Origin of the sequence: Pseudomonas azerbaijanoccidentalis, from assembly GCF_019145495.1 — a bacterium.
Classification (GTDB): domain Bacteria; phylum Pseudomonadota; class Gammaproteobacteria; order Pseudomonadales; family Pseudomonadaceae; genus Aquipseudomonas; species Aquipseudomonas azerbaijanoccidentalis.
In genome coordinates, this window is record NZ_JAHSTU010000004.1 from 645839 (window position 1) to 664039 (window position 18201).

Here is an 18201-nt window from a genome sequence, read left to right on the forward strand (position 1 = left end):
AAACCTCGGGGGGGCATGTGCTCCCCTTTTTTTTGACTGAAAATCCGCTCCGGATTGCACCACCTACCCTGTAGGAGCGAGCCTGCTCGCGATGACGGAGTGTCAGTTGATACCCATGCTTCCAGACACACCGCATTCGCTATCAGGCTAGCTTCCACAGGTTTTGTTTTGGGTCAGTGACTGATCAGAACGCTATCCGCCATTGCCCCGTCACGCCATAGCTGCGGCCATCACTGCCGGCTTCGCCATTGAGGCTGACGCCCAGGGTGTTGTTGGCCGATACCCGAAGATCCAGCCCGGCATCGACCAGCAGGCTGTCACGGTCCAGCGGCGCACCGTACACGGTGTAGTCGCGACCACCCGTCACTAGACGCTGGCGGGTGTAGCTGTAGAGTTCACCGTAGGTGTGCTTCCAGCCGGCGCTGAAACGCGGCGTCAGTTGCATGCCGTTATCCAGCCCATTGATCTGTGCCAGGCGCAGCCCGAAGGTGCTGCTCAGGTTCTCATCACTCTGCCCATGGACTTTGAGTGCGGCAGCACCACCCTTTTCTGTGTAGCTGTCGCGTTGGTAGCGTTGATAGCCAATGCTGGCGAACGGTTCGAAGCTGACGTTCGCGCGCCCCAGGTTGTAACCCGCTTCTGCGAAGGCTTGTTGAGTGCTGGCATCGTAACGACCTTGCGGACGGTCCTTGAAACCAGCGAAGGCGACTTCGCGTTTGTTGTCGCCATCGTGCTGGCTGTAGGTCGCGCCCAGTCGAAAGGCGAAAGGCCCACTCTGGCGCAAGGCATAAACGCCCAGGTGCCAGCTGTCGAGATTGCCGTCGAGTTCACGGCTGTCCATGCGCGTCGCGGATTGACCGCCGATCACGCCCAGATACCAATGCTCGCTGATGCCCCAGTCAGCGCCCATCACCAAGCCTTCCGTGGAGTATTTCAAGTCCTGAAAGTCGCGATCCAGTTTGCCGCCATGACCCAACGCTTGAACCCACACCCGACCGTTGCCTTTGCTCCCGGCCGCCAGGCGAGGGGCGTTGTTTTGATTGACGGAGTTTCCTGCACGGTCCAACTGGCGCATGGCCGAGAGCATGCTGGTGCTCACCGGGCTGACGCTGTTCAGCGTGGTTTTGGTGAGGTTGGCGTTGCTGTCGCCGGTCAGTAGCTCGATGGCCAACGGTGCGGTGGTTGTGGTGGTGCCGAGCAAGGCCTTGATGGCAGCGTTTGGGGTTTGGGCTGGACTCTGTTCTGTGAGAGCCGCTTCAGGTGCAACAAGGTTGTGAATGAATTCCTCGGTGTTTTGATCAACTGCAAACTTTTCGAGGGGCACTTCGTTGCGGGCATACGTCAGGCCGACTCGGTTCTCTTCGTAGTTCGCCTGTGCGCTCATGAATGCCAGGTTGCTTTCGACATGAGCGAATTCACCCTCAACTTTGCCCGCTTCAATGATGGTGTACTCGCTGGTCTGTGGAAAATCCTCGCCTGCGCCGACCACTTTCAACGTCGCATTTCCAAGTCTGGCAGTACCCTCCACCTTGATGGTTTCGCTCGAACCCTCCGAATGCACTTCATAGGACAGGACCGCTGTTTTGGCGAGGTCCATGTCGCCTTTGACCTGGGGTGCGCCTTGCGCTTGATTGACGAGCATGTGCCCCATGACGTTGAGGGCTCCCACCGTTCCGCGGCCACTGAAGGTCGCTTGTTCGTAGATATCGACACGGCCGTCGATGCTCCCCGAATTGCTCAGGCTCCCCTGTACCCATGCGTCGCCAGCGATACGCCCCTCATTGTTCAGCGCCGCTTTTGCACGAACCAGAGCACCCGTGCTGAAGTCACCGGAACCGGTCAGCGTCCACGCACCCTTCTTTACATCGAGTTGCTGGAACTGACGGCTTTCACCAAACGTTCCTCCTTTGGCGGCATCGAGTTGGAGGAGATTTTCGCCTGCGCCACCTTCCACGATCCCATTGAACGCTTGCGGGGTCAGTACCCTGACCACTTCATCGGTATCGCCGAGTTGAAGCTTGTCCCAGTCATCTATGTTTTTGATGGAGTGGGGCGTGGCCGTTTTAGCGAACGCGTCGATGTCTTTGACCAGCGCCTGAATGGTTTTGTGGGTGGGAGGGGCGGGTTCAGAAGCGGGCTCTTGAGCCTGTGCGAACTCTGTAAAAGCCAAGGCTACTGCAATCGCCAGGGCGAGGTGTTGTGGTCGGTATTTGTGTTGAACGGGCATCGATTTTGGCCTCTTTTGTCAGGAGGCCAAACTCTAAAAGAGGGCTGTAAGCGCCGATGTCAGCTGCTTCCGGCGCCATTGCAGGGGGTGTCGTCGGGTGATGCGGAATAAAATACAGCCGCACGCAGACGGCTGTATTTGTCGGTGTCGGCCAGACGCTTTTTCTTACGACATAACCGGACGGACACGGCTAGCCACGATCAGAAACTCATCTGCCACTGCCCGATCAGCCCGTGATTGCGGCTGTTGTTGCCGATTTCGCCGCTGTAGCCGATGCCCAGTGTGTGGCGTGCAGACAGGCCGACATCCAGCCCGGCTTCCAGTACCAGGCTGTCACGATCCAGCGAACTGCCATCGACACTGAACGCCGTACCGCCCACCACAAATGCCTGGCGGGTCGAGTTGCTGACGCTGCCATAGGTATGTTTCCAGCCGGCGGTCATGCGCGGGGTCAGGCTCATGCCATTGTCCAGACTGTTCAAGTGGGCCAGGCGCAGGCCGAAGGTGGTGCTGAAGTTGTCCTCGGTTTGGCTGTCCACTTGCAGGGCGGCGGCGCCGCCTTTTTCTTCGTAGCTGTCGCGGTGGTAGCGCTGGTAGCCCAGGCTTGCGAATGGCTCGGCACTGAGGCGCCCGCTGCCCATGGTGTAACCGAGTTCGGCGAACGCCTGTTGGCTGTCGGCGTCGTAGTCACCTTCAGGCCGGTCGCTGAAGCCGTTGAAGGCGACGGTCCGTTTGCTTTCGCCTTGGTGGCCGCTGTACGCCGCACCGAGGCGCAAAGCCAACGGACCGCTTTGGCGCAGGGCATACACACCGGCATGCCAGCTCTCGACATTGCCATCGACGCCGGTGGCATCCAGGTCGGTTTTTGAGTAACCGCCAAGCACACCGAAACGCCATTGCTCATCGAAGGCCCAATCGGCGCCGAGTACCGTGCCTTTGCTGCGTTGTTCCAGGCCGCTGCTGCCGTGTTCGCCATCGAGCTTGCCGTAGCCGCCAATGGCTTGCAGCCAGAGTCGGCCTTGGGCATTCGGGTCGTTGAGGTTGCGCGCTTCGCGGGGCACGCCATTCGCGGCCAGGACCGGGGTGTCGTGCTGGTCGAGGCCCACCAGCAGGCTGGTGCCACCGCCCATCTGATGCATGGCCGACAGCATGCTGCCACCGACCTGACTGCTGGCGCCGAGGGTCGCGCTGGTCAGGTTGGCATTGCTGGCGCCGCTCAGTTGTTCGATCGCAGCACCGGCCGTGGCGTTGGTGGTGTTGAGCAATGCGTTGTACAGCGCGTTGCCCTTGCCGAGGCTCGCCAGGCTGTTGGCGGCGCGGCCGCCGTTGCCGGTGGTGGCGAACTCATTGAAGGCGACATCGTTGCGGGTATAAGTCAGGTCGACCTGAGTCGGTGTGTAAGCCAGGGTAGGTGTCAGAAACGCGTAGTCGCTGGTGACCTTGCCGAAGGTGCCGTTCACGCTCTCTGCCTGCAATACGGTGTACTGGCTTTGCCACGGGTAGGTGCCGCTGCCGGGATTTACCGCCAGGGTCGCGCCATTGAGGTTGGCCGTGCCGCCGACCCTGATTGGTGCGCTGCTGCCATCGGCGTTGACGCCATAGGCTATCGTCGAGCCGCTGCCCATGGTCAGGTCGTGGGTGATGGTCGCGGTGCCGAAGTGAGTGCTCGTCTGCAAGGTGCCATTGACCAGCAAGTTGCCCACTGAGCCGCCGCCGGCATACACGCCACCGGCATCGACAGTCACGCTGCCGGCAATGCTGCCCTGATTGATCAGGGTCGCGCCATTGCGTATCGCGCCGCCGTCACTGAAGTCGCCGTTGCCGCTCAGGGTCCAGGCGCCTTGCTGAACCTCCAGCCATTCGAAGTTGCGGCTGCTGCCGAAGCTGCCACCCAACGCATCGTCCATTACCACGCGGTCGTAACCGCTGCCGCCATCGACAACGCCAATGAAGCGGCTGCCGTTGCGCAAGGTCAGGTTGTCGTTGCCGCCACCCAAGTCCAGCGCCAGGCCGTTGCTGCCGCTGAGGGTGCCGCCGTTGATGACGCTGTCAGCGAATTCGCCCACGAACTTCACGCCGAAGCCATCCAGGCCCTGGATTGTGCCGAAGTTTTCCAGCGTGGTCGCCGCCAGCCCCGGCCCTCCGCTGCCGTCGTCGACCAGGATCGCGCTGTTGGCGCCGCTGATCATCGCGCCTTGGGCGTTCAGCACATAGCCGCCACCGAGCGCGATACCTTCGCTGCCGTTGGCGAAGCCGTTCTTGTCCACGCCCCCGGCACCGACGCCTTGAATGGTGCCGTAGTTTTCGATGTGGGCGATTTTGTCGATGTCTACGCCATCACCGTCGCCATTGGGTTGCAACCCGGAATACGCGCCAGTGATGGTGCCGTGGTTGATCACGGTGCCGTCGCCGTCGGAACCAAAACCGGAGCCGTTGCGCCCGGTGATTTGCCCATAGTTGGTAACGGTCGCACCCAGATCGGTGGTGATGCCGTGGCGTCCACCGGAAATGGTGCCGTAGTTGGTCACGGTCACGCCGGTAGCTGAATCGATGTCGATGCCATCGAACTTCTGGTCGGCGTTGTTCGAGTCGCCGGTGGAAATCTCGCCATGGTTGATGATGGTCGCATTGGCGCCGGTCTTCATGCCGTCGCTGGCGTCGCCACGGATCAGCCCGCCCGCGCGGTTGATGATCGTGGTCGTGGCCCCGGCACTGCGCAGTGCGTCCAGATCAAGGGCTTGGCCGGTGGTGGAGCGGATGATGCCGCTGTTATCGATCAACAGGCTGCCGCTGACGACGTTGCTGTCGATGCGCAACGCGTCGTTGAAGCCCAGAATCTGCCCGCCAGCGCGGTTGTAAATGCTGTAGTTGCGCGCCTGGGTCAGGTCGCCGCTGCTGTCGATTGCCCGGCCACCGGTCGAAACGATCTGCCCCGCGTTATCAATCACCACGCCAGCCCCGACCGTACCGTCCTTGAGGGTGACAGCCTTGCCGGCATTGGTAATGCTGCCCGGCGCCGAGATCGTCAGGGTGTCGGCCCCGCCCAAAGTTTGCGCGGTAGTGGTGGCTGTGTCGATCTGCACCGTTTTATACGGAGCGGCACCGGCCCCTGTGCTGATCAACAGGGAAATGATGAGCGCCAAACGCTGGGGCGAGAAGGGCATGGTTGGACGGCCTTTTTGTTATAAGCGGGGCGTCCTGTATAGCGGAGGGTTTTTACAGATTGATGTATTCGCCATTTGTTTGAAGAGCAAAAGATCGCAGCCTTCGGCAGCTCCTACAGGGTGTACACCGAAGGCTGCGATCTTTTGATTTTTAGCTACGGCACTCGGCAAGCGACTTCACCTGCCCCGAAGCCGTCTGGTTTTCATCGCTCAACCATTGCTCGAAGCCCGCCCCAATCGCTGGCCATTCCGAGTCCAGGATCGAGTACCACGCGGTGTCGCGGTTCTGGCCCTTGACCACCATGTGCTGACGGAAAATGCCTTCGAAGCTGAAGCCCAGGCGCTCGGCCGCATACTTGGAGCGAGCGTTGCCGTTGTTGCATTTCCACTCCAGGCGGCGGTAGCCCAGGGCGAACGCTTCCTTGGCCAGCAGGTAAACGGCCTCGGTACTTTTCGGTGAGCGCTGCATTGGCGCGCCGAAGGTGACGTGGCCGATTTCGATGCGACCCTGGGCAGGGACAATCGACATCAGGCTGAGGATGCCTTGCACTTCGCCGCTGGCGCGATCGATCACGCTGAAGAAGTAGGGGTCGCTGGCGGCGGCGTGGTTGTTCAGCCAGTCGTTGAAAATACTGCGCTCGGGGAAGGGGCCGTAAGGCAGATAGTCCCAGAGTTTCGGGTCGGCATCGGGGCCTTGCAGCGCCTTGAACAACTCATCTGCGTGGCGTGCCGGGTCGAGTCTTTCCAGGCGGATGAAACGCCCTTCGAGCAGTGTTGTCGTGGGGGGCGGGACGCCTTTCCAGTCCGTGAGTGAAGTCGACATGTTGTTCTCCTTGAACCTTAAATGGCTTTGCGAAACTGGATGAAACCAGGGCGTTCGGCGATGCGCTCGTAGAGCTGGATCGCGGTGGCGTTGGTTTCGTGGGTCAGCCAATGCACCTTGTTGCAGCCGTCGGCCTTGGCCGTGGTGTAGACGAATTCGATCAACTGCCGGCCAACACCGGTGCCGCGAGTTTCCGGCGCTACCAACAAGTCTTGCAGGTAGCAGGAATTTTCAATGGCCCAGTTCGAACGATGGTAAATGAAATGCACCATGCCCACCGCTTTACCGTCGACCCAGGCGAGGGCGGCGTGGGTCGGTTCGTTCGGGTCGAGCATGCGCTGCCAGGAGCTTTGAGTGACGGCCTCCGGCAATTCGGTTTTGTAAAAGCGCAGGTAGGCTTGCCACAACGGCAGCCAAGCGGCGTGGTCGTCAGCGCGGACCTGGCGGATGTCGATCTGGCTCATGTTCATTCCTTGGGCATCAATTGGGCGAGGGTTTGGTCGTTGACGTCGGGGCTGGCGGCCAGGCCTTCGCGGACGCCGGCGATATCGGCCGCGCTGCGGTTTTGGCTGAGCTTGCGCTTGCCTTCCAGGCGGTCGATGGGAATGGCAAAACCGACGATAGCCTTGAGCATGCCGTCGATGTAATCGGCGGGGGCATCGGCCACTGACCATGGTTGAGCGCGGCCCGCTTCATGGCGATCAGTGAGGGTGCTGACGATGTCGAGCAGTCGCCCGCCATCACTGAAGGTTTCGGCCCGACCATAGGCATGTACAGCGACGTAGTTCCAGGTGGGCACGACTTTGCCGTGCTCGGCCTTGCTCGGATAGAAGCCGGGGCTGACGTAGGCGTCGGCACCGGAAAAAATCAGCAAGGCTTCGGCACCGTCGCGCAGGTCTTTCCACTGGGGATTGGCTTTGGCCAAATGCCCGTACAACGTGCCGTTCGAACCTTGCTCGCAATGCAGCAGCACCGGCACATGACTGGCTTGCAGACCGCTTTCGCCGTGGGTCACCAAAATGGCCAGACGGGAAGCGAGGATCAGTTCATGCAGTTGGGACAAATCATCGATGGCAAAAGCGCGCGGCGTGTACATGGAGATATTTTCCTTGGCGAATGCTTGCATCCTAGGCAGGCTATTGGTCTGTTGTAAGAGCCATTAATGACCAATTTCATGGGTCCATTGCGATGACAAGCGAACCACTGTCCCTGACCTTCAACCCGGCGGGTATCGAACTCGATCGTCGCCAAGGGCTGAGCCGCCAGCTGTACCAGGCGTTGCGCGCGCGCGTGTTGGACGGGCGATTGGCCAGCGGAACGCGTTTGCCGGCCAGCCGTGACCTGGCAGCCGCGTTGGCGATTTCCCGTAACAGCGTGGTCCGTGCCTATGATCAGTTGTACGCCGAAGGGTTTATCGAAGGGCGGGTGGGTGACGGGACTTATGTCGCGCAATTGCCTCAGACAAGCGTGCCGACGAAAAAACTATCCACAAAAATATCCACAGGCTTTTCAACAGGGTTACCCACAGCCTTATCCACAAATTGGCTCGATTTACCTGTGGATCCATCCAGCAAAGTTATCCACAACGATCCGTTGACGCGGGTCAAAAACAACCATCTGGCCAGTCCACCGAGCGGTCCGCCGCGAGCATTTCGCGTCGGTGTTCCGGCGTTCGATCTGTTTCCATTCGAGGTCTGGGCCAAGCTGAATGCGGCTTTCTGGCGCAAGCCGGATTTTCAACAACTGTGCTACGGCGATCCGGCAGGCGATGCTCGCTTGCGCGGGATGATCGCCGCGTATTTGCGCAGTTCCCGTGGCATGCAGTGCTCTGCTGAACAAATTCTGATCACCAGTGGTGCGCAGCAGGGGATTAGCCTTTGTGCACAGTTGCTGGTGGAGCCCGGCGACGGGGTGGCGATTGAAAATCCGGGGTATCGGGCGGCCGGTCATGCCTTCGCCGTGGCGGGGGCGCGACTGCACGGTGTGACGGTGGACAGTGAGGGCATCAATTGCAGTGAGCTGGCGCGGCTTGATAATTGTCGGCTGACCTACGTGACGCCGTCGCACCAGTATCCCACCGGCGTGGTGATGAGCCTGGCACGCCGCCTTGAGCTGCTGGCTTGGGCGGAGCGCACCCAGGGCTGGATCGTCGAGGATGATTACGATGGCGAGTACCGTTACAGCGGTGCACCACTGGCGCCTTTGGCAGCGCTCGATCGTCACGGGCGAGTGCTGTATGTCGGCACGTTCGGCAAAGTCGCTTTTCCAGCGTTGCGACTCGGTTATCTGGTGTTGCCGCCGGGGCTGGTACAACCCTTTTCGCAGCGACGTGCGGTGGACGTGCGGCATTCCGAAGTCAGTACCCAGGCGGTAATGGCCGAGTTCATGGCCGCCGGGCATTTCCAGCGGCACATCCGGCGCATGCGGCGTGCAGCGCTGAGTCGGCGAAATACTTTGCTCAATGCTTGGCCGCTGACTATTTCTGGTGTCGGCAAGCTGCCCATCGTCACCGCAGGCTTGCACATGACCGTGCCCGTTGACAGCGTGGCCCGTGAACGCGAGTTGATCGAGTTGGCCAGCCGCGTCGATGTCGAGGTCAATGGCTTGAGCAGCTACTGGCTGCCGGAGTCCACAACCCCGATGGACCAACGCGCCGGGCTGGTGCTGGGCTTTGCCGCGGTGCCCGAAACAGATATCGAGGCGGCGCTGCAACGGTTAAGGGCCGTGTGGCATGCGGGTTGAAGCGCGCGCAGTGGCAGTCCGCGCGCGGATGGTAATCAGGCTTGCGGTTCGAGATTGAAGAACAGTGCCGGATCGGTGATGCGCCGCAACACATAATCAATCGGAGCGAGCGTAGTGAGAGCCTGGCGGCGTTCGGCCGTGAATTGCTCCAGACGTTTATCGGCGATCTTCAGGTGTGCAGCGGTGAATGACTCCACCGGAGCTCCGAGCGAATCGTAGTGAAAGTGCGCCAGCCATAGCGGCCGATCACGGTCGGTCTTGTCGAGAATCTGGTATTCCTGAAAGTAGTCTTGCCTTTTCCTGGTTCTGATCCGGCCTTGATCGTTCCTGATGATCCGCACTTGATCATTGACCAGCAACCATTGCAGATAAGCTTGCCGGGGCTGGCGCTCCTTGAGCAGGCTAGCCCTGATACTGACACCTTGAGCGCGTAACCCGGTGGCGGCATCGTTGAGCTCGGAGCTCAGAGTGCCCACAGGAAGGGGCGTCCCGCCGGCCGCACGCATACGCGCCATGACCTGGTCGACATTGATCGCTGTTTGTTCCAGGTGTCTGGCATGTTGATCGAACAGGTCTTGCATGTCAGCCGGTATACGGTTCGGTTTGAAGGCATCTTTACGTGTTTTTGCGATGAAGCCTTCTACGTTCTCATTCAGGGTCAACGCATTGGCAATGGTGTCGATGTCCTCCAACACTTGATTGGCAGTAGGGCGCGACATCACCGGGAGCATCTGCTCAAGTGCCGTCTCTTCAGGCGTCGACGTTTTGGTAGGCACCGGATCTCTAGGGCGACTCTTGGTGACTTTGACTGTTGAGCGTGAAGGGCCGGCAACTGCGGGTTTTGGCGGCTCAGGCGTGGGAATGCTCGCGTTTTCGGGTAGCAGCAGGGACAGTTGTTCCTGAGCCATCTGCCGGAACTCGCCGATCAAGCCGCGAACCCGTTTAAGTTCGGTCGATGCCACGTTGTCGGGGTATTCGCCTGAAAGATCTTCGAGACGCTGATCCGTGTCGGCATAGACATCGATCAGCCTGCTCAGGATTTCGATACGCGCCGCAACATCCTCATGGCTGTTCAGGCTTTTGATCATGGCGGCCTGGCGGTGGGTGGCGGTCGCCGCTTCGATGATTAACAAACCCACTGTTTCGCGCGCCGGATTGGCATGTGTGTCGTCGGTGCCACGCAGGCACAGCTCATGAGACATGCCGATTTCATTGGATTTCAAGTCCCATTCGTTGAACGCCGGGAGCAAATCGCGCAAGCGTTGCGCGCTGACCATGCCTGCACTCCCCAAGGCATCCAGCGGTTTCATGGAGGTCTGTGACAGTTGCAGGCGGGAAATCATGTCCTGGCTTAACGCGAATACTTCCTTGACTCCTTTGATGTGAGTTTGCAGTGCGGCATTCGTTTCAATGAGGGTATTACCGGCGAGTTGTTGAGTGAGTTTTGCGTAGTTGTTGCGCTTGAGCAGGAACCATACGCTGAGGTTCTTGTGCAATTTGGTAGTCATGAGCCTAAGGTCATCGAAATAGCCTTCGCTCCCACCCTTGAGACGCCACTGCTGCAAGTTTTTCAGGGCCTGTTCGTACGCTCCAATCAACGATTCCACTTGAACAAGATAACGCTGGGTCGCTGATTCGAGTGCCGCCCCGGTGGCCCCAAACATTTCTACATGGGCTTTTTTCAGGGCCTCTTCCCCCGTTGTTTCCTGAAGCTTGAAGGTCGCCAGAAGCGCGGCAAGCTGATTTTTTTCCTGCTCCTTCTCCCTGCGTTGTGCTTTGAGTTGACTGCGCAGGCTTTGGCCGCCTGCACCACCACGCAAACGCAATCGAGTGTCCACGACCCATTGCCCTCGTTTGTTATGGGTCAGCAGTGGGCCGGTTTTGGAGGGTGTATTCGGGTAAACGATCTGGATTTGCTCGTCGTCGTTTTCCGTCACCCGATACCAGTGTTCGCCGACGGCGGCGTAGGTCTTGCCATCCAGACGATAAAGTGACGCCGTATCACGCACGAGGGTTTCCAGAGTCGCGGCCTTCAGATCGATTGCCGGTACTGTCAGACTCTGTAGAAACTCAGCCAGTGCGGTGGCCGACCGATGGGGCACGGAGCCGTTAGCTTCAAGCGAGGAGTAATGACTGGACGGCAACTCACCGGTCAACGGGGTGGGCAAAAGTGTCACGGCAGGCGTCGCAGGTTTGACGGGTGTGCCCACCGGCGCGACCGGCACGCTGTCGACGCCTCGTTCCGTCTGGCGTGAACCGGTTTTGCGTCGAACAGCGGCATGGTGAGCGAGGAGGATGCCCAGGGTCAGCAGCAAGTCTCCGGTCGAGCTCCACTCGGTGAGCTTGTCGCCGCGCTTGTGGGCGTCCTCGGCCTGCTCGACTTCATTGATGCTTTGCCAGACCCAGACGGCGGCACCGGCCGGCCCGCTGAGAAAGTTCGCAGCGACGTTGAACAACGCCCAACCGCTGTCACGCAGCAAAGCCCAGCGACGTTCTGCGTTGGACTGAGCTTGGCGGTCGGCAAGTTCAGCCATGGCCTGGGCATGGGTCTTGAACAAGGTTTTGAAAATATCACCGCTGAGCTCTTTTGCCGAAAGCTTGACCGGGCCAGCCCAGTTCACGGACGTCCAGGGTTCGGACAGCAACTGCGCACCCAGCCATGGACTGGGAAGCCCAATGGGGAAGGTGTATTGCGCATATTTGAAACTGCTGGCCGAGTCCGGTAGCCATGCCAGTACCGAGTCTCTCAACGCACCTGGTTGATGCAAGGCGTATAGCAGGTTTTGCGGGGACGCAAATTGCAGTAGTGGATGTTCCTCAAGCGGGCGATACAGCAAGCAGGGCCTGGCGCGCGGCTCGCGTGGACCGATGATAAACATGTTCGTCACGGTGGCGCCGTCGGTGTTCCCGGAATGCACGAACGTCAGGGGGCGTATCACCACGGGTTGCGGATGAGCGGGTGTCGGGTTGAGCCATTCGCGAACATAGTGATAGCCCAGCTCATCAATGCCACCGCGTCGACGGATCTTGCACTCCAGCGCAATCAGCGGCAGCAAGGCACGCAGTTGGCTGATGTAGAAATGCTCTTGCAAGGGAGCCTGTTGCGCATCATCGATCAGTTTTTCCTTGATCAACTGTGGGTACACCTTGCCGATATCGACCTTGCTCGCCGTCTGCGTCAGATAGGCTACGTCAAGCCAGTCCGGGACCGTTTGGGGCGGATTGAAGCGAATGCTGGCCTGATAAGGTGCCGCGTTCTGCAAGGCATATTCGCCGAGGTTTTCGGTGTGCGTGTCGAGGGGGTTTGGCAGTGTCAGACCACCGGATTCGAAACTGTTGGTGATCGCGATCTCAAGTGTGTCCAGCGGCAGTTCGCTGGCGGATGGCTTGTCGACGAGGATTGCGTCGCGCATGCGCTTTTGGGCGAAGGTATCAATGGGCTGTATCTGGAACAGTTTTTTATCGGCTTGCTTGTACAATTTGCCCAGTGCGCTGACGGAGCGGCTGTATTGATCCAGGTCTGCGGCCGAGGCGCCGATCAGCCAGTCGGGTATTGCGTCATCCAGGCCAATGAGTGTTGTTTTTTCTTTTTCGGTGGTGTGTGCCGGGAGGGCGGGAGGTTCAACGCCGGCCTGCGGATTGTCGGTGACGCCTGCGGAAGTGATCGCCGCGAGCGTATCGAGTTGGGTCGCGATCAAGGCCCACGCCATGTGGTCGAAAAAATTACCTTCGGGCTCGAACAGCCGCCACTTCAGACTCTTTGCGGCCGAGGGCATCTGGATGCGGGCAGGCAGAGAAGCACCCAACAGTTCGAGGGAGTCGAACGACTCGTAACCGTCCTCTACGGTGTACATCATCACCCGCTCGAGCTGTTCAGGATGCCCTGTGATGACGGCCGCGCCGCCAAGCAGCAGGTGTCGGGTGTCGCCCTTGGTATCGACAAAATCTATGTCGATCAGGCTGACCTTGAGTGTCGAAAGCGATGGGTCGTGTTTGAGTCTGTCCTGTTTGTCGGGATGAAGCGAGACGGCCCGGGCGAGACGACACTGCCCGGCATCCCAGCCAGGAACAATCTGTACATCGAGGGTTTTACGCAAGGCGCCGGACAGCTCTTGCCAGCGGGGTGCGTGTTTGCCGGTGTTGTTCCAGAAGGCTAATTGGCGTTCTTCGAAAGCGACAAACAGCAGGGGCGTGTAGTCATTGAGCAGGTCGGCGATGGTTTCGATGCTGAGATCCATGTGCACCACGGATCTGGCGTGTGGGTCCAGTGTCAGGAAGTGCTCGCCTTCGAGGAAATTGGCGTGGGTTGAGGTAAAGAACTGACGCACCAACGCTTGGGTCAGCGACTCGAAGTGCGTGGTCATGGCCACCAGCGTGCCGTCGACGAATCGCCATCGTGGCGTACCGATCATCGTATGGTCGGGGTCGATATCCTGTTCGGGAAACTGCGTCTTCAAGGCCTTGCGCAGCATTTGCGCGGCCACCTCATTGACCGTTGGCCCTTGGCTCGTTTGATGGACGACCAGGCTCTTTTTCAGGAGTACGGGTGTTTGGGTGGACTCTGTGTGTTCGGTCATCGTCATTTTCCTTTTTGACGTTTCGGTATTACGAGAAGAACAGCGTGCGCGCCAGTTGCGGGCTGATCTCGCTGCGATAGATGGCAATCACTTGTGGGTTGGTGGTGGCCGAGCGCATGTCGAATGCACCCGCCAACAGTCGTTGATCGCGAAGTTTCAGGTGGGCGGCGGTGAAGGCGTCGGCCGGCGCATCCAGGCTCGAATAATGGAAATGCGCATACCACAGCACTTGCTGGTTTTGGCGCTCGCGAATTTCATACTCCTGCATGAAATCCTTGCGCGGACCCTTGAGTCGGCGTCGATCACCGACGGGCACAATGTCGACTTCATTTTTGCTTCGCAACCACTGCACGCGCGCGGCCGTGGGGGGTTGTTGCTTGGTCATATCGATGCGTATTCGTTGTCCTTCGGCGTAGAGTCGATCACGGGCCTTGGTCAATTCCGCAGCCAGCTGTGTGGCGGCAACATCCGGTTCGGCGGTGCTGTTAGTGTTGATTTGGGACTGCTCCAGGGTCCTGGCGCTATGGTTCAAATGGTCGGCTTGTTGCTGGCACAACTCCTCGATTTCCACCGGGATACGGCCGGGCTTCTTTGCGCTGATTTCGGTTTGCCGGATAAAATTTTCCAGGCCATCGAGCAGAGTCCGGCCATGGGTCATTTGCGCGTCGAGTGTCGGTGCTGGAGCCGTAGGCCCGCGACGTTTGGCCGGTACTCGCTCGAGCCAGACTCCGGGTGTTTTTTCGTGAAAGGTGGCGATGACTTTGCCGGTCACAGGAGCATGCACATCAAGCAGTATTGGCTCACCCGGAGCCGAAGGACGGACTTCGCCAACCACCGTGCCATTGAAGCGTGTGTTCACGACGCGTTTGCGCGGAGCCAGTGCTGGGCGGGAAGGTCCAGGGCGCGGTTCTTTGGGAGGCTCCTCCCGCAGCAATTGCACCAGATGACTCTCGGTGTCTTGCTGGAATTCGCTAACCCGTTTGCGTAAGTGCTTGAGCGGTGTTTCTTGTATGGCGTCCTTGTGGTTGGCGGCGAAATCCGCGAAGGATTGGTCGATGGCCACGAACTGTTCCAGCATGCCACTCAGGCCTTCGATGCGTTCACTGGCCGCCCAACTGCTCTCCTTCAGCATCAGCTCTTGCGAGGTCTGGATGACCAGATTGGTGGTGTCGAGCAGACGTAAGAATTCCGTTCGGGCTTCGTTCAGCGCAATGCTTTCTCCTTCTTTGAGGCACACCTCGCGGGCCAGCGAAACCTGAAGCGCCTTGAGGTCGTTCAAGCTGTAAGCCGGCAGTTTCGCTTTGTAGGTGCTGACGATTTCGGCAGCGCTTTTACCCAGTCGACTCAACTCGAGAAAGCGTGATTGAGCAAACTCGACTTTGCCGATCATGCCCTCACTCAGGTCGATCATTTTTTGATAAGTCGCACGGTCACCACTCCCGCCTGACGTTTCTTCAGCATCCAGCAGCGTGAATGTTTCTCGCAGGGCCTGGGTGAAGGCCGGACTTTTTTCATCAAGCCACGTCTGGTTGAAAAAAAGCTGGGTGCCGAGCATCTCGACCATGTCGGTGCGGAAACCGGGAACCGTTTCGAGCAGGTTCAGCGATTTCAGTTGTTCAATGGGGGCGGCATATTGGTCGGTGTGTTGGTCGAGTTTTTCGAGAAACTGCTGTTGAACGCTTGGCCGCGTCTCGTCGCTGGCGGCTTTCATCTGGGCGTGGGCATCCATCAGTTGTTGGCGAGCGCTTTCACGCTCGTCACTGAATTGGGCCAACTTTTTTTTGAGTTCGGTGATGCGCTGTCGATTTTTTAACTGCAACGCCTTGCGCCGACTCGACAAGCCGCCACCTCGTAGACGCAGGCGAGTATCGACAAACCATTCGCCCCGCTGATTGTTGATCAATGCAGGACCTTCCCGCGGGGGTTGCTGGCGTGAGTCAACAATCGACACTTCGCCGGTTTCCTCAACTCTTACTTCGAACCATCGCGCACCGACCGGGGCGTAGTACTTCGCTCCGTCTCGATGGAGATTGCGATAGATACCGCTGGCGCTGTCCGGTGGCGTGAGTACCGCGGGCTTGGTGATTTTGAAACGATCCAGGGTTTTCTCCAGGCTTAGGGCGGTGCCTGTCAGTACTGAAATTTGATGTTGTGAAGAGGTTGGCTCGGCAACGGTATCGGGTAACTGAACAACCACAACCGGTGGAGATACCGGTTTTTTCTCAACGACTGTCACAGCTTGTGACGAAGGTTTCTCTTCGATTCTGCGCGCGGTCGCATGGCGCGTGCTGGCGTGATGAGCGAGCACCATGGCCAGGGTCAGCAGCAGGTCGGTCATCGCCGTTTTCTGTTGTTGTGCGTCACCGCTCTCACCGGCGTCCACCGTTTGTTGCAAGTCATCCAGCACCTGCCAGATCCAGGCGGCTGTGCCGACTGTTCGGCCGAGAAAAGGCAGCGCTGCGTTCAATATCATCCACGCTGCTTGTTTGAAGGTTGCCCAGCGATTTTGCGCGTTGGACACCGATTGCTTTTGCGCCAGTTCGATCAAGGCTTTGACGTTGGCCTTGAACAGGCTGGCCAGATAATCGGTGGCGACGACACCGGTCCCCAGAGAAAGCGTGCCCGCCATTTGCAGCGGGGTCAGAGGATCGGCCAGCAGTTGCGAAAGCGACCACACTGAAGGCCGGTCGCCGGTGAACACGTAGTTCGTGTAGTTGGCGCGTACACCATCCGGTAACCAGGCCAGCACCGATTGACGTAATGCCGGGGTGTGCTTGATGGCATAAATCAGGTTGGCCGGCGTCGGGTATTGGCTCAATGGTTGATCGAGCAGTGGTCGGTAAAGCAGGCAAGGGCCTTTGTCCATTTGCCGGGGACCGATCACGAACATGTTGGCCACTTCGTCTGCAGTTGCATTCAGACGCCAGCCCGGATTGAACGCCAGCGGGCGAATGACAATTTCCTGGCCATCCACCCAGCGATTGGCATCCAGTACCTGCACGACAGCCGCCACGTAACGGTAACCGCGTTCATCGATCCCGTTCTGTGCGCGAATCTTCTGCTGCAAAGCCAGCAGCGGCAGTTCGACGCGCAGGTGACTGGTGAACAGGTTCTGGCGCCGCAAGCTTTCAAGGGGGTCGTCGAGCAGCTTGCTTTTGATCAGCGTCGGATAGGTTTTGCCGATATCGACGCGGGTGATCAACGTTTCCAGGTAGTCCACCGTCAACCATCCTGGCAGCGTGGCGGCGCTGGTGCTGCTTACGGTTTTGTTGCCCAGTGGCAAGGCAATCAGGTTTTGCAGGGCCAGGTCGACCAGGCTCAGTGTGGTGCGCTCGGGCTCTACCAGCGGTACGAAAGCGCCCCAGACCACCAGGCTATCGACCACGATTTCGATGTCCGCCAGATTCAGTTTTGAGGCATCGGCGTGGTCTTTGAGCATGGCTGCGCTCAGTTGATCCAGGACGAACTCGCGGATGGGTTTGATCCCATCTTGAAACGACTGACCGGCATTCTGATTTTGCACCTGCGCCAGATCCATCAGGTGCCGGCTGTACGCGGTGAGGTCGCTGGAAGAGGCGTTGTCCATCCAGTCCGGTAATGTTTGCTCGACCTGATTGAATCGAGAGGGCTTTTGTTTGTCCGTTGGATCGAGCTCGTTCGTTGAGCGGCTGATGTGCGGCGCCAGGTCAGGGTTCACCGCGGTGCTGTCGTTCGCCAGGGCGCCAATCGAGTCCGCTTGCAGGGCAATCAGGTTGCACGCCAGATGGTCGAAGTAATTACCCTGCGGTTCGATCAGGCGCCATTGCAGGGTGTTGCCGGTAGTCTGGCCGTTGGTGTAAGACAGCAACGAATCACCCAACTCCTGCATCGAGTCGTAGGCTTGAAAGCCGCGGGTGATGGTGTGAGTAATGATGAGGCTACGAGTGCCTTGGGTTCCGATCAGGACTGCCATGTCGAGGATGTTGAGGTGAGTTGAGACGCCGTCGCTCAAACTGTCGAGATCGATCAGGCATGCCCGCGATTGATAGGTATCGTGAGCCGCGCGTTTGCTTTTGTCCGGGTAAGCAAACAGGTTACGCGCCATGGCGTAGCGGTCGGTGTCCCAGTTCGTGTCTGTTTCGATGCTCCACAGTTCACGTAGCGATTTGGATAAACCTTTCCAGCGTGGCTCGGACGCCCGAGTGTACTGGTTCCAGTACTCGACCTGTTGCTCTTGAAACGCGACGAACAGCAGCGGCGCCAACTCGTTGAGAAGCTGTCCGATGACATTGATGCTGACGGGCAATTGCACTGGAATGGGCACCAGCGGTTGCAGCGTGAGGTAATGCTCGCCGTCGAGGTAGACCACCGGCGTAGCCGCTACTCCATGGCGTACCAGCGCGTCGGTCAACGATTCAAAGTGGCGGGGACCGGGATCAACCTGCTGTTCATGAACGGCCCAGGTCGGGGTCACCACCATGGCCAGACGTGGGTCGATGTGCAGATTCGGGTAAAGCGTTTTAAGGGCCGGTTGCAAGGCATGGGTGGCGACTTCCCTGATTGAGGGTCCGGCCACCAATTGCGTCAGCAAGGCGTCTTGATCGGCTGGCAGGTCGGGGATGGAAGACGGGGTAGAAGTATCGGGCATGGGTCACATCCTTTTTTGGGGGCAGTCACCGTTGAATGAGT

At 59.1% G+C, this 18201-nt stretch carries 8 protein-coding genes; 1 reads left to right on the top strand and 7 read right to left on the bottom strand.

Annotated features, from left to right (window positions below; all coding sequences use genetic code 11):
* Positions 1–184: 184 nt before the first annotated feature.
* From KVG88_RS17185 to KVG88_RS17205, 5 genes are all read right to left on the bottom strand, one after another.
* Positions 185–2227, bottom strand: coding sequence for an autotransporter outer membrane beta-barrel domain-containing protein (locus KVG88_RS17185; protein WP_217872097.1), 2043 nt, complete (start codon positions 2225–2227; stop codon positions 185–187).
* Between the two features lie 200 nt (positions 2228–2427).
* A complete protein-coding gene (locus KVG88_RS17190; protein WP_217872098.1) occupies positions 2428–5391 on the bottom strand; it encodes an autotransporter outer membrane beta-barrel domain-containing protein in 2964 nt (987 codons plus the stop codon).
* Positions 5392–5542: 151 nt separating this feature from the next.
* Positions 5543–6214 carry a GNAT family N-acetyltransferase gene (locus KVG88_RS17195; RefSeq protein ID WP_217872099.1) on the bottom strand — a complete coding sequence of 224 codons (672 nt, stop codon included), beginning with the start codon at positions 6212–6214 and terminating at the stop codon, positions 5543–5545.
* 17 nt (positions 6215–6231) lie between these two features.
* Complete coding sequence (locus tag KVG88_RS17200; RefSeq protein ID WP_150704154.1) at positions 6232–6678, bottom strand: GNAT family N-acetyltransferase; 447 nt, start codon at positions 6676–6678, stop codon at positions 6232–6234.
* A 2-nt stretch (positions 6679–6680) separates the two neighbouring features.
* Positions 6681–7310: an FMN-binding negative transcriptional regulator gene (locus KVG88_RS17205; RefSeq protein WP_217872100.1), complete on the bottom strand. Its 630-nt coding sequence runs from the start codon at positions 7308–7310 to the stop codon at positions 6681–6683.
* Positions 7311–7402: 92 nt separating this feature from the next.
* Between KVG88_RS17205 and pdxR the strand changes: the two genes are divergently transcribed.
* A complete protein-coding gene (gene pdxR, locus KVG88_RS17210; RefSeq protein ID WP_217872101.1) occupies positions 7403–8956 on the top strand; it encodes a MocR-like pyridoxine biosynthesis transcription factor PdxR in 1554 nt (517 codons plus the stop codon).
* Positions 8957–8991: 35 nt separating this feature from the next.
* Here the strand turns inward: pdxR and KVG88_RS17215 are convergent, their stop codons facing one another.
* Complete coding sequence (locus KVG88_RS17215) at positions 8992–13533, bottom strand: dermonecrotic toxin domain-containing protein (RefSeq protein ID WP_217872102.1); 4542 nt, start codon at positions 13531–13533, stop codon at positions 8992–8994.
* 28 nt (positions 13534–13561) lie between these two features.
* Entirely contained in the window at positions 13562–18160 is a 4599-nt protein-coding gene (locus KVG88_RS17220) for a hypothetical protein (RefSeq protein ID WP_217872103.1), read from the bottom strand.
* Between the last annotated feature and the right edge of the window lie 41 nt (positions 18161–18201).

Excerpts from the sequence above, each read along its gene's own strand:
- KVG88_RS17205 (WP_217872100.1), bottom strand. The coding sequence starts at position 7,310 with ATGTACACGCCGCGCGCTTTTGCCATCGATGATTTGTCCCAACTGCAT.
- KVG88_RS17215 (WP_217872102.1), bottom strand. The coding sequence starts at position 13,533 with ATGACCGAACACACAGAGTCCACCCAAACACCCGTACTCCTGAAAAAG.
- pdxR (WP_217872101.1), top strand. The coding sequence starts at position 7,403 with ATGACAAGCGAACCACTGTCCCTGACCTTCAACCCGGCGGGTATCGAA.
- KVG88_RS17190 (WP_217872098.1), bottom strand. The coding sequence starts at position 5,391 with ATGCCCTTCTCGCCCCAGCGTTTGGCGCTCATCATTTCCCTGTTGATC.
- KVG88_RS17185 (WP_217872097.1), bottom strand. The coding sequence starts at position 2,227 with ATGCCCGTTCAACACAAATACCGACCACAACACCTCGCCCTGGCGATT.
- KVG88_RS17220 (WP_217872103.1), bottom strand. The coding sequence starts at position 18,160 with ATGCCCGATACTTCTACCCCGTCTTCCATCCCCGACCTGCCAGCCGAT.
- KVG88_RS17200 (WP_150704154.1), bottom strand. The coding sequence starts at position 6,678 with ATGAGCCAGATCGACATCCGCCAGGTCCGCGCTGACGACCACGCCGCT.
- KVG88_RS17195 (WP_217872099.1), bottom strand. The coding sequence starts at position 6,214 with ATGTCGACTTCACTCACGGACTGGAAAGGCGTCCCGCCCCCCACGACA.